At 35.2% G+C, this 13,059-nt stretch carries 9 protein-coding genes; 8 read left to right on the top strand and 1 reads right to left on the bottom strand.

The genetic code is table 11. The annotated features are described in order from the left end of the window. Nucleotides 1-107: 107 nt before the first annotated feature. Nucleotides 108-2,819 (bottom strand): aconitate hydratase AcnA, encoded by a 2,712-nt coding sequence (gene acnA, locus EPK97_RS10140; RefSeq protein WP_162036506.1) that lies wholly within the window; start codon nt 2,817-2,819, stop codon nt 108-110. A 404-nt stretch (nt 2,820-3,223) separates the two neighbouring features. On the opposite strand from acnA, the gene EPK97_RS10135 reads away from it, so the two are divergent. The 8 genes from EPK97_RS10135 to EPK97_RS10100 all read left to right on the top strand — a co-directional run bounded on the left by EPK97_RS10135 (nt 3,224) and on the right by EPK97_RS10100 (nt 13,025). Beyond that, the gene (locus EPK97_RS10135) at nt 3,224-4,228 is read left to right on the top strand and encodes an amidase domain-containing protein (protein WP_162036505.1); all 1,005 of its coding nucleotides are present in this window, start codon (nt 3,224-3,226) and stop codon (nt 4,226-4,228) included. Between the two features lie 120 nt (nt 4,229-4,348). Continuing rightward, nucleotides 4,349-5,506 carry a D-alanine--D-alanine ligase gene (locus tag EPK97_RS10130; protein ID WP_162036504.1) on the top strand — a complete coding sequence of 386 codons (1,158 nt, stop codon included), beginning with the start codon at nt 4,349-4,351 and terminating at the stop codon, nt 5,504-5,506. A gap of 74 nt (nt 5,507-5,580) precedes the next feature. Beyond that, the gene (locus EPK97_RS10125) at nt 5,581-5,898 is read left to right on the top strand and encodes a hypothetical protein (RefSeq protein WP_162036503.1); all 318 of its coding nucleotides are present in this window, start codon (nt 5,581-5,583) and stop codon (nt 5,896-5,898) included. Nucleotides 5,899-6,139: 241 nt separating this feature from the next. Then, on the top strand, nt 6,140-9,418 hold the full coding sequence (locus EPK97_RS10120) for a DEAD/DEAH box helicase (protein ID WP_162036502.1): 3,279 nt from the start codon (nt 6,140-6,142) through the stop codon (nt 9,416-9,418). Between the two features lie 302 nt (nt 9,419-9,720). Continuing rightward, a complete protein-coding gene (locus EPK97_RS10115) occupies nt 9,721-10,248 on the top strand; it encodes an NfeD family protein (RefSeq protein WP_162036501.1) in 528 nt (175 codons plus the stop codon). Nucleotides 10,249-10,294: 46 nt separating this feature from the next. Next, nucleotides 10,295-11,749, top strand: a complete 1,455-nt coding sequence (locus EPK97_RS10110; protein WP_162036500.1) for a flotillin family protein — start codon at nt 10,295-10,297, stop codon at nt 11,747-11,749. A 106-nt stretch (nt 11,750-11,855) separates the two neighbouring features. Further along, nucleotides 11,856-12,530, top strand: coding sequence for a PspA/IM30 family protein (locus tag EPK97_RS10105; protein WP_162036499.1), 675 nt, complete (start codon nt 11,856-11,858; stop codon nt 12,528-12,530). Nucleotides 12,531-12,614: 84 nt separating this feature from the next. Beyond that, nucleotides 12,615-13,025, top strand: a complete 411-nt coding sequence (locus EPK97_RS10100) for a DUF350 domain-containing protein (protein WP_170295507.1) — start codon at nt 12,615-12,617, stop codon at nt 13,023-13,025. Nucleotides 13,026-13,059 lie beyond the last annotated feature (34 nt).

The following is a 13,059-nucleotide window of genomic DNA, read 5'->3' as shown; positions in this document are numbered from 1 at the left end:
TCCTTACGTTTATAAAGTAAAAAACGCCCTAATTGATGTAATCTCTTAGGACGTTTGTTATTTAAACTAATTGCACTTTTAAATTATGGTTGCAAGGGTATTGAATATTAGTTCATCAATTGACGAAGTACAGTTTGTAGAATTCCACCGTTACGGTAATAATCTACATCAACCATACTGTCTAAACGACTAATCGTGTTGAATTCAAACTTCGTACCATCTTCACGAGTCGCTTCAACTTTAATGATTTGCCCTGGTTTTACATCATTGTTTAAACCAACGAAGTTGAACGTTTCTTTTCCTGTAATTCCAAGGGACTTCCAGCTTTGACCTGCTTCAAATTGAAGTGGTAATACCCCCATGCCGACTAAGTTACTGCGATGGATTCTTTCAAAGCTTTCAGCAACTACTGCATGAACGCCTAACAAGCTACTACCTTTTGCAGCCCAGTCACGAGAACTTCCAGTACCGTATTCTTTTCCAGCAAATACTACAAGTGGGGTACCCGTATCTTTATATTTCATGGCTGCATCATAAATTGGCATCACTTCATTTGTTGGCAAGTAAGTTGTTACTCCACCCTCTGTACCAGGAGCAAGCTGGTTACGGATACGAATGTTTGCAAAAGTACCACGCATCATCACTTCATGATTTCCACGTCTAGAACCATAAGAGTTGAAATCTTTGCGTTCTACACCGTTATCTGTTAAATATTTTTCTCCTGGACTGCCTACAGCAATATTTCCAGCAGGGGAGATATGGTCTGTAGTAACTGAATCTGCCATTAGTGCTAATGTTTTTGCATTATTAATATTTGCGATGTCACCAACCTCAGGAGTTAAACCTTCAAAGAATGGTGGATTTTGAATATAAGTAGATTTTTCATCCCACTCATATAATTTACCCTCTGGAACAGGAATATCATTCCAACGTTGGTTCGCACGGAATACATCTTTATATTTATCACGGAATAAGTCAGGACTCATTGCCTGATTGACAGTATCCATTACTTCTTGATTAGAAGGCCAAATGTCTTTTAAGTATACTGCTTTGTTATTTTCATCATATCCAATTGGTTCTGTAGTTAAGTCAATATCAGTTGTACCTGCTAGGGCATACGCAACAACCAATGGAGGTGATGCAAGATAGTTTGCTTTCACCTGAGCATGAACACGTCCTTCAAAGTTACGGTTCCCACTTAATACAGAACATACCGTTAAGTCATTATCAGCGATTGCTTTTGAAACTTCATCAGGAAGTGGACCACTGTTACCAATACAAGTAGTACAACCGTATCCTGCTACGTAGAATCCAAGATCCTCTAAAGAGTTAAGTAAGTTTGCTTTTTTAAGATACTCTGTAACAACTAGAGACCCAGGAGCTAAACTTGTTTTTACATATGCAGGTACTTTTAAACCTTTTTCAACTGCTTTTTTAGCTAATAAACCAGCACCAAGCATAACACTTGGATTAGAAGTATTTGTACAGCTTGTTATCGCAGCAATAACAACAGAACCAGTAGTTAAAGTAGTAGTATCTCCATTCGGATGTTTTACTTCTACAGAATCTTTAATTTTGTCTTCAGAAATACCTAAACCGCCTTGGTCAATCGGTTTACGAACAACTTCATTAAACTTTTGTTTCATATCTGTTAGTTCTACGCGATCCTGTGGACGTTTAGGTCCAGAAAGACTTGGGACCACAGTAGATATATCTAATTCAATTGTATCTGTAAATACAGGATCTGGAGTATCATCCGTACGGAATAATCCTTGTGCTTTATAATACTGCTCAACAAGTGCGATTTGCTCTTCGCTACGTCCAGTTCCTCTTAGATAGTTCAATGTTTCATTATCTACTGGGAAGAAACCAACCGTTGCACCATACTCAGGAGCCATATTTGCTACTGTAGCACGGTCAGCTAAGCTAATGTTGCTTAATCCAGAACCATAAAACTCAACGAATTTACCTACAACACCTTTTTTACGAAGTGTTTCTGTAATGGTAAGAGCAAGGTCAGTTGCCGTAGCGCCTTCTGCTAAACTTCCAGTTAACTTGAATCCGATTACATCAGGAGTCACTGAGTATAATGGCTGTCCAAGCATTCCTGCTTCAGCTTCAATTCCACCTACACCATAACCAACAACACCTAAACCGTTGATCATCGTAGTATGTGAATCTGTACCTACTAGGGAGTCAGGGAATACTTCTGTTACCCCATTAACTTCTTTCGTAGCTGCAACGGATGCTAAGTACTCAAGGTTCACCTGGTGAACAATTCCAGTTGCAGGTGGTACTGCACGGAAATTATCAAATGCAGTTTGCGCCCAACGTAAGAAACGGTATCTTTCTTCGTTACGTTCAAATTCTACATTCATATTGTACTCTAATGCATTTTCAGAACCGAAAGCATCGACCATAACAGAGTGATCGATAACTAAATCTACTGGAGCAAGTGGGTTGATTTTGTCTGGATCTCCACCAGCTTTTGCAACTGTATCACGCATCGCTGCTAAATCAACAACTACAGGTACACCAGTGAAATCTTGAAGAACGATTCTTGCAGGTACAAAAGGAATTTCCTGTTTGTTTTGTCCTTTATTTTCAGCCCAGCTAGCAATTTGGTTTACATGCCCTTCTGTAATCGCACGACCGTCAAACTTACGGACCGCTGCTTCTAATAGTACTTTAATGGAAAATGGGAGCGTTGCAATATTTCCTACATTCGCTTTATCTAACTCAGGTAAAGAATAATAAGTATATGACTTATCTCCTACCGTTAGCTGTGCGCGAACGTTAAATTGATCTTTGTTAGACATCAAATTTCCTCCTTAAATGTTCTTGGTTTCATCTAATGAAACTTAATTTCAAAAATATCTTTAATTTAAGTATAGCGTTTTAATAGCAAGACGTAAAGATTTTTTTCATGTGATAAGCTATAAAAACATATAGTATATACAGCGCTGGATGTCTGAAGTTATAACCGATCTTCAGTTCAAAAAATGCCCAGAATTAAGTTAGTGTTCAAAAAGTTCATTTTTTAGCACCGAGAAGGTTGTACGAAATTGTAGAAGGAGGAGCGGAGTGTAGAAAATGTTACATGAGCACCGGACTTCAAAGTTTCGTGCAAGATTCGATGTCGATTCACCTACATGATTTGCTTCGTGATTAAAAAGGGACTTTTTGAAAAACCTTTATAAAACAATGTGATGGAGGGACACTTATGAGTTCACATTGGAAAACAACATTAAATGAATATGTAAGAATGTATAACCAATTTGAAAGTCAATGTTCTATTGATCCGTTACTTCCTCTATTATTGGACGAACAATACAAGGATATGCAACAGAAAAGATTATATAGGATTCAGGATAGAAAATTGAACTTACAAAAAAACGAAACAAGAATGAAAATCCTCAAATTACAAAGTGGATATGATCACACGGAAGTGGACATTCTACTTAAACGATTTTTTTCATATGAAGGTAACTACAAAAGGATTGAAGAGGAAAGGATAGAACAACAACGAATTATCCTTAGGAAACAAAAAGGAAAGTGGTTGATTGAGCAAATTGATATTCCTGTTCCTGAACGTAAGTATTGTAAAAACCCACCTGTAACTTCAATAAATCCTCATATAAAAAACCAAGTCAGCTCATTTCAATATCATAACAATTCAGCACCATTTTTTAATGAACAAATATTTAATAGATCTTCAAAGAAAAGTTTTCGTTACCAACGATCAAAAGTGAAAGAATATGCTGATGTATGGTGGGAAAATCCCAATCCAGATTTTCGTGCGTTTAATGATGATTGTACTAATTTTGTTTCACAATGTATCTATGCAGGTGGTGCTTCAATGAATTATACTAAGAATAGGACGGTAGGATGGTGGTATAATTCAGATCGAGAAAAAGATGGTTGGAGTTTTAGTTGGACCGTATCTCAATGCTTGAAAAATTATTTATTATCTAATACGACCGGACTTCGAGCTCAAACAGTGGAAGATCCAAAACAATTACAGATTGGTGACATAATATTTTATGATTGGGATGGAGATTCAAAATTTCAACATAGCGCCATAGTAACAGAGAAAGATGATAATGGACTGCCACTTGTCAATGCAAGAACCGTAAATAGCAAACATAGATATTGGGACTATAAAGATTCATATGCGTGGTCTGAAAAAACAAAGTATAGCTTTTGTCATATTTTCGACACTCTTTAAAACTAAAAACAAAGAAATTGCCAGTTCGTGAATGAACTGATGCAGATGTTTTCACATGGAAGTGATGTGAATTTAATCGGTCTTCGTTCTGAAAATATTATTTACTTGGAGGACGACTTAATGGGGGAGAAAATAAGAGTTGGTTTAATATATGGCGGGAAATCTGGTGAACATGCAGTTTCCTTAGAAACGGCATTTGCAGTACTTCAATCATTTGACTTTTCAAAATATGATGTTTTACCTATATATATCACAGAAAAGGGAAGTTGGAGAAAAGGACTCTATTTAAATGCTCCTGTTGATAGTAAAAAGCAATTATTATTAGAAGCTGACAAAGAGGATGCAGAACTACAATCTGATAAAGCAGTGATATCATCAATGCCTTCACTTTCAACCCCACAGCAACTGAATGGTATATTTGAATTTCATTCTAATGAGGATTCCAAAAGTACGAATGCAGTTGATGTTATTTTTCCATTATTACACGGTACTAACGGTGAAGATGGTACGATTCAAGGGTTGTTTGAAATGGCTAATACTCCATATGTAGGTGCTGGGGTTTTATCCTCAGCAATGGGTATGGATAAAACAGTGATGAAAAAGATTTTTGCTCATGAAGGACTGCCACAATGTATTTATCGTTATTTTACGAAACATCAATGGAAAAAGGATCAGTCCTATTACCTTATGGATTTAGAGGTTGCCATCGGGTATCCTTGTTTTGTAAAACCAGCTAATTTAGGTTCTAGTGTAGGTATTTCCAAAGCAAATGACCGGGAACAATTAATTGAAGCGATTCAAGAAGCTTTTAAATACGATCATAAGGTTATTGTTGAAGAATTTATAGAAGCTCGTGAGATTGAAGTAGGTGTGATCGGTAATGAAGAACCAGAGGTTTCTGTATTAGGAGAAATCATGTCCTCAAATGATTTTTACGACTATAAAGCAAAGTACGTAGATGGAGAGTCTGTCATGACCATTCCAGCAGAAGTAGATTCAGATACTGCAGAACTTATACAAAAATTAGCGATTAAAGCTTTTCAGTCCATTGAAGGAACGGGTCTGTCTCGTGTAGATTTTTTTATAGATAAAACAGATAACAAAGTATTCATTAATGAAATTAACACGATGCCAGGATTTACACCATTTAGCATGTTTCCTTTATTATGGAAACATACAGGAGTTCCATATCAGGAATTATTAGATCGTTTGATCGATTTGGCCATTCTTAGATATAATGATAAACAAAACCTACAGTATGGATTTGATGTGGAATAATATTCGGAGCAGCTTTTCCAATAAACATCAAAGTCATCTCATTACTTTTGTGGGTATAAGAGGAGTGAGGATATATGGGGTTTCAATCAGAATTTAATTCAGTGTGTAAATTTAAATCTGAACAAGAACTGCATGACTTATTAGAATACGGAAAAACGGCAATGGTTAAAAAAGGTTTTCGAGTGTATCCGACGGGTCAAAAAGCGATAGCTTATACACCGAATAACGAAGCTGTAGCGATTGTGAAAATTACTGCTTCTATCGCAGAAATCACCTTCCAAGGTGAAGAAGTAACGAAAGTGGAAATGGATTTAGTTCGTAAGTTAACAGAACCAGAGGCAAAAATTCAAACCGACTTAGCCTATGAAATGTTTTTCAAAGACAATACTTAAAATTTTAAGTTTGCAAGTAACCTGAATATGTCAATGGTTTAAATAGGCTCCAACTATACGGAGCCTTTTTAAATGTAAATGAAAATAATAACTTTCAAAGCTTCACGTCACTTTTTGGGGTATATATAAATTTTCTTGCATGAAGGTTTTTGTACCTTTAGAATGGAAAGAATAGGAATGATGTAAAAAGAACGAAACATAATTTGCATGACTAAAAATTATTTAATAGGATGATATTTAAATGAATGGGATTTTATTTGGTTTAACAGTAGAAGAAATTCAGGATCTAGCTGATGATATGACCGTTTTCAATCGTGGTTATTCCTATTGGAAAAATGGTTATGTGACGAAATTAAACTTTATAAGTAGAGAAACTTTATGTGAGGCTCTTGTAGAAGGAAACCATAAGTATGATGTACGTGTTCAAATGGATGATCATTCTAAAGATTTACATGTTCAGTGTGATTGCCCAGCTCACAATGGGTATTATAATTATTGCAAACATATCATTGCTACCTTATTAAAAATAAATGAATTGGAAACCAGTGGCCAATTATTAAAATATTATGAGCAAAAACAAAATGGAGTCAATAACTATAGTCCCCCTTCTATTCCAAAAAGAGATCAGGTTGCAACGGATCGAATGATTCAATTATTTGAAAAATATCATATCAATAATGAACAAGAATACCAGAGTGAAAAAGAGTTAATGAGGGTGGAATATACTTGTAACATCATGGATTCCATCGATTCTGGATCTCTATTAGCCGTGGAATTAAAAGTCGGAATCAACCACTCGTATATCGTACGTAATATGAGAGAGTTTCTTACCGCTCTATCTAATAATAAACCATATATTTTCACAAAAAAATTTACATATGATCCAAGCGAATCTCAACTTGAACAAGAGGATTTAGAAATTTTCAAAATTCTTGGAGAGATCATGGAGAATGAAGTGTTTTATGGTGAATCATCTCCCTACTCCTATGTGATTAATGCATCCAATCGTGATCGATTTCTTAGAATTCCCCCCCATCGTTCAGATGAACTATTAAGTAAATTAATAAACAGAAACACAAATGTCGAAAGTGGATGGGATAAACATGTTCACATTCAAATTGTGAATGAAGTACCTCCATTTTTCTTTCAACTTGATAAATTTAACACCTCTGATTTTTTATTGAAATTAAAAGGTTTTGATTCCGTTGTTTTCCTTGAATCGTATGGATATATTTTTCAAGAGGGAACGTTTTATCAGGTGAATAAAACACAATTTCAAATGTTATTGGATTTAAAAAAGGAATTCCGATCACAATCCCAATTGTTAATTAACAGAGAACAAATTGAAGGTGTGATTTCTAATGTAGTACCTAACTTAAATAAAATTGGAAAGGTAGAAATAGCAGATCATATTTCAGATCAACTGATTAACCCACCACTAAAAGTGAAGCTGAGGGTGGATAAAGAAAACGATTCGTTATCTTCTTCATTAGAATATCATTATGGAGATATTGTGATTGACCCGTTGCAAAGGGTGATTTCTAATAAAGAGCAGGATCTTATTTTAATGAGAAATGTTGAAAAAGAAAATGAAGTGATGTCTCTTATTGAAAGCACTCCATTTAAATGGAACGGAGAGAAACTGTATATTGAAGATGAATATGACATGTTCCAGTTTTTATATGAAGATTTACCTAAAATAGAAAAAATGGCTGAAATCTATATCTCCTCTGCGGCAAAAGAAATGTTACCAGATGAAAACTTTGTGCCTAAAACAAATATGGATATTAATCCTTCCACAAACTTATTTGAAGTGAAATTTGAAATGGACGGTATTGATAGTGAAGAAGTTTATCAGATATTACAATCGGTAGTTGAAAAGAAAAAATATGTTCGTTTAACGGATGGTAGTTTTGTTTCCTTAGAGCATGAAGATTTTAAAGGGATAAGACAGCTCTTTGATGAACTTGAGGTACAACAATCAGATATTGACGGGTTAACCATTCAAACAAATACGATGCGTGGATTACAAGTGGAAGAGATTATCAATCAAAATAAATCTACAGTGAAAATCGGGAGAAATTTCCGTCAACTTTTAGACCATATCAAACACCCTGACAACTTAGAGTTTGAACCACCAGAAAGCTTGAAAGATACGCTTCGGGACTATCAAGTGTTTGGTTTTCAATGGCTGAAAATGTTAGAACATTATCATTTTGGTGGAATATTGGCTGATGACATGGGGTTAGGAAAAACGATACAAAGCATCTCTTATATATTATCTGACAAGGAAAACAACGAAGAGATTACAGAACCGACCCTGATTGTTTCACCTGCTTCTTTAATATATAACTGGAAAAATGAATTTCAGAGGTTTGCTCCAAATATAAATGTGGAGGTTGTGGCTGGAGATAAACAAACACGTTTGGATATGATGAACGATTTATCCAACATAGATGTACTTGTTACATCTTACCCTTTGATTAGAAGGGATATTGAAATGTATCAAGAGCAAAATTTTAGAATTCTGATTTTGGATGAAGCACAAAATATTAAAAACATCCAAACTCAAACTTCCCAAGCCGTGAGAAAGTTAAGAGCGGCAAGACGATTTGCACTCAGTGGAACTCCAATTGAAAATTCGCTGGATGAATTGTGGTCTATCTTTCAAGTGATTTTACCAGGTCTATTTCATGGGAAACAAGCTTTTACAAAAATGTCTCATGAGAAAATTTCTCGAATCGTAAAACCATTTATTTTAAGGCGAATGAAAAAGGACGTATTAAAGGAATTACCTGACAAAATCGAAACACTGCAGGTATCGGAGTTAACAACAGAACAGAAAAAATTATATCTCGGTTATTTAGATAAAATACAACAGGAAACGAGAGAAGCTTTGCGCAAAGGTGAATTACAGCAAAACCGAATGAAGATATTAGCTGGTATTACTAGGCTTAGACAACTGTGCTGTCATCCGAGTTTATTTATAGATAATTATGAAGGTTCATCTGGTAAACTTGAACAATTATTAGAAATTGTGAATGAAGGAATTGAGGGAGGACATCGAATCCTCATTTTCTCTCAATTTACGAGTATGTTAAAAATCATTCGCGAGGAACTAGACCAAAAACAAGCAGACTATTTTTATTTGGATGGAAAAACAGATAAGCTGGAAAGAATTAAAATGACGGAAAGATTCAACCAAGGAGAAAAAGAAATTTTTCTTGTGTCTTTAAAAGCAGGGGGAACAGGGTTAAATCTAACGGGTGCTGACACTGTCATTTTATATGACTTATGGTGGAATCCTGCAGTAGATGAACAGGCCGTCGATCGTGCTTATCGCATCGGTCAGAAAAATGTTGTTCAAGTGAATCGTTTGATCACTCAAGGGACAATCGAAGAAAAAATTGTGGAACTCCAACAAAAGAAAAAGGAACTAATCGAGAAGGTCATCCAACCAGGGGAAACAATGCTTTCAGGTTTATCAGAAGATGAAATTAAAGAGATATTGAATTTGTAAACTAAAATATTGTTAAATTCATAAGTGAAGAATATGATAGGATCAAATCTAACCTGTCCTGCCATGGACGGTTTTTTTTGGTGCTTTGCAATAATAGCATGGTTTTGAAACTTTTAAGAAATTTGTAACGTATTTAAAATTATATTTTTACAAACGAGTGTATAATGAAAGAGAGATTTTAGGAGCTTGACCGAGAAAAATGGAGAAGTATGAAATAATTTGAAACTTTTGTGACACGTGTGACGTATTACTAGTAGTTGATTTTTATAGCATATTGTTAATCTAGAAAGGGGTGAATTGAAATGATTGAGATATTCTGGGGCTGTTTCATATTTGGAGTTTTATTTACACTAGTGACCGTTGTATTTGGAGATATCATTGGTAGTTTTATGGATGGTATATTTGATTTTTTATCTGTGGATGGTTTAGATTTTCTTGAACCAGTTACACTTGTTGGAGGGCTAACGATATTTGGAGGATCGGGGATTTTACTTACACAATATACGTCCCTACATATGCCAGCTATTATTATATTATCGGTATGTGCTGCCATACTGATGTCAATTTTGGTCTACTTCCTTTATGTTAAACCTATGAAAAATACAGAGAACTCCATTTCCCATTCTATACAAGACTATGTTGGGAAAATAGGAGAAGTAACAATAACCATTCCAAAGAATGGATATGGAGAGGTTTTAATTAAGATCGGTGCAAGTCAAATTAATGAAATTGCTGCAAGTTATGATGGCGAAGTCATCAAAGAAGGTACAAAGATAGTTGTTATTGAAGTGAAGGACAGCACCCTTTATGTCTCAAATTTTGATTCATGAAAAAAGACACAGAAATCAATTTATTTTACTTAGAGGAGGATTTATAATGGATATACCACCATATTTAGTAATTCCCGTTGTTGTTATTGGTGTTATTATTTTATTAGGATTAGCATTTTGGGCAAGGTATAAAACAGTGAGCTCGGACGAAGCGATGGTTGTGACAGGTTCTATGTTAGGAAGCGGAAATACAATTACAGATGAGTCTGGTCGAAAAATTAAAATTGTACGTGGTGGAGGGGCATTTATTCTCCCTATTTTCCAAAAGTCAGATTTCCTTTCCTTAATGTCACACAAATTAGATATTTCAACTCCTGAAGTGTACACTGAGCAAGGGGTTCCAGTTATGGCGGACGGTGTGGCGATTATTAAAGTAGGAAGTTCGGTAGAAGATATTGCAACGGCTGCGGAACAATTTATGGGTAAATCCAAAGAGGATTTACAATCAGAAGCACAGGAAGTTTTGGAAGGACATTTACGTGCGATTTTAGGTACAATGACCGTAGAAGAAGTATATAAAAACCGTGATCGATTTGCACAAGAGGTGCAGGGAGTTGCTGCCCGTGATTTGAAAAAAATGGGACTTTCGATTGTTTCCTTTACGATTAAAGACTTAAGAGATCAACATGGATACTTGGATGCCTTAGGTAAACCAAGAATCGCTGCGGTAAAAAGAGATGCAGAAATTGCAGAAGCGGATGCGATTCGTGATTCTAGAATTCAAAAAGCACAAGCAGATGAAGAAGGTCAAAAAGCAGAGTTACTTAGAGATACGAATGTTGCAGAAGCTACGAAAGAAAAAGAGTTGAAAGTTGCTTCCTTTAAAAAGGATCAAGATATGGCAAAAGCAGAAGCAGATCAGTCCTACAATATTCAAGAAGCACGTTCCAGACAACAAGTTGTTGAAGAACAAATGCAAGTTGAGATTGTCAAAAAAGAGAGAGCCATCGATATCGAAGAAAAAGAGATTTTAAGAAGAGAGAAGCAGTATGATGCAGAAGTGAAGAAGAAAGCGGATGCGGATAGATATGCAGTAGAGCAGGCTGCAGAAGCTGACAAAGCTAAACGATTAAGAGAAGCGGATGCGTTACAATATCGAATCGAAGCAGAAGCAAAAGCAAACGCAGAGAATAAACGTTTAGACGGTATCGCGATTGCTGAAGCTGAGAAAGCGAAGGGTACAGCAACAGCTGAGGTTACTCGTTTGCAAGGTCTTGCAGAAGCGGAAGCGAAAGAGAAACTAGCAGAAGCATTTGAAAAGTTTGGTGAAGCAGCAGTGCTTGATATCATTGTGAAGATGCTTCCTGAATTAGCAGGTAAGGTTGCAGAACCATTAAAAGGCATTGACAAATTAACTGTAGTAGATACAGGAAATGGAGAAGGTGCCGCTAGAGTCAGCAACTATGTCACTTCTCTAATGGCTACAGCGCCTGAAATGCTCAAAGATGTATCTGGTCTAGATGTTCAAGAAATGATGAAAAATTTAACTAGCAAAAAATAATTGAAACCAACATTTAATAAAACCGTAATATAAAGTAGGTACAATATAATAGGATATTATCAAATGAAAAAGGTAATACAGATAAATAAGGGAGGATTTTTATAAAATGAGTATTTTCAAAAGAATTAGAGATATTTCCTCAGCAGCAATCAATGACTTAATCGATAAAGCTGAAGATCCAGTGAAAATGTTAAATCAATACTTAAGAGATATGGAAGATGATATCGCGGAAGCTGAAATCGCAGTGGCCAAACAAATTGCCATTGAGAAGAAAATGAAACATAAATACGAAGAATCACAAGAGATGGTAGACAAACGAAGTCAACAAGCTATGAAGGCTTTGGAAAGTGGCAATGAGGATTTAGCTCGTCGTGCATTAGAGGATAAAAAAGAACATCAAGAAAAATTGGATGACTTTAAAACACAATATGATAATGCAAAATCAAATGCAGACTCCTTACGTAAGCAACTAGAGGATATGAAAGATGAATTTGGTAAAATGAAAAACCGTAAGGATACATTAGTAGCTCGAGCGGAATCAGCAAAAGCACAAAAGAAAATTAATCAGACCATGTCTGGATTTGGTAAAGATACAGGTGCTAAAGGTTTTGATCGTATGAACGAAAAGGTTCTGCAAATGGAAGCAGAAGCAGAAGCAAGTGAAGATCTTAAAAACTCTTCACGTTCATTAGATAATGAGCTTGATGCATTAGACAGTAGTGATGTAGATGATGAATTAGCAGCATTAAAAGCACAATTAGCCAATAAAGATAAAGCTTAATATATTCATATTTAACCACCGTTATTTGTAATAAATGATAACGGTGGTTGATCTATTTATTCATAAGACAGGAAGTGAGTATGGTTGTTTGATTTTATTTTAGAGCATCAATATTTATCTACGGTTTTATTTTATTCAGTGGTCATTATATCTATTTTAATTAGTTTGTTTATTTTTGAATTAGTAACTAGGTACAAAAACTGGGAACAAATACAAAAAGGGAATTTGTCCGTTGCCATGGCAACTGGGGGTAAAATATTTGGTATAGCAAATATTTTTCGGTTTTCGATTGAGCATAATGATTCTTTAGTGCAGACCATTCAATGGGGAGCTTTTGGATTCTTATTATTATTAATTGCTTATTTTATTTTTGAATTTATGACACCTAAATTTAACGTGGATAAAGAAATTGAAAAGGATAATCGCGCAGTTGGGTTACTTTCATTATTAATATCTGTAGGAACATCCTTTGTAATCGGTGCTAGTATTACATAATGGATTGATTTCTAGAATTGTTCATGAAAGCGCT

The sequence above is a fragment of the Chengkuizengella sediminis genome (assembly GCF_010078385.1).
Taxonomy (GTDB): Bacteria; Bacillota; Bacilli; order Paenibacillales; family KCTC-33759; genus Chengkuizengella; species Chengkuizengella sediminis.
This window is presented reverse-complemented; position numbering and strand designations above follow the sequence as displayed.

Bases quoted from the DNA above. Each gene is read 5' to 3' on its own strand.
- acnA (WP_162036506.1), bottom strand. From the start codon at position 2,819: ATGTCTAACAAAGATCAATTTAACGTTCGCGCACAGCTAACGGTAGGA.
- EPK97_RS10135 (WP_162036505.1), top strand. From the start codon at position 3,224: ATGAGTTCACATTGGAAAACAACATTAAATGAATATGTAAGAATGTAT.
- EPK97_RS10130 (WP_162036504.1), top strand. From the start codon at position 4,349: ATGGGGGAGAAAATAAGAGTTGGTTTAATATATGGCGGGAAATCTGGT.
- EPK97_RS10125 (WP_162036503.1), top strand. From the start codon at position 5,581: ATGGGGTTTCAATCAGAATTTAATTCAGTGTGTAAATTTAAATCTGAA.
- EPK97_RS10120 (WP_162036502.1), top strand. From the start codon at position 6,140: ATGAATGGGATTTTATTTGGTTTAACAGTAGAAGAAATTCAGGATCTA.
- EPK97_RS10115 (WP_162036501.1), top strand. From the start codon at position 9,721: ATGATTGAGATATTCTGGGGCTGTTTCATATTTGGAGTTTTATTTACA.
- EPK97_RS10110 (WP_162036500.1), top strand. From the start codon at position 10,295: ATGGATATACCACCATATTTAGTAATTCCCGTTGTTGTTATTGGTGTT.
- EPK97_RS10105 (WP_162036499.1), top strand. From the start codon at position 11,856: ATGAGTATTTTCAAAAGAATTAGAGATATTTCCTCAGCAGCAATCAAT.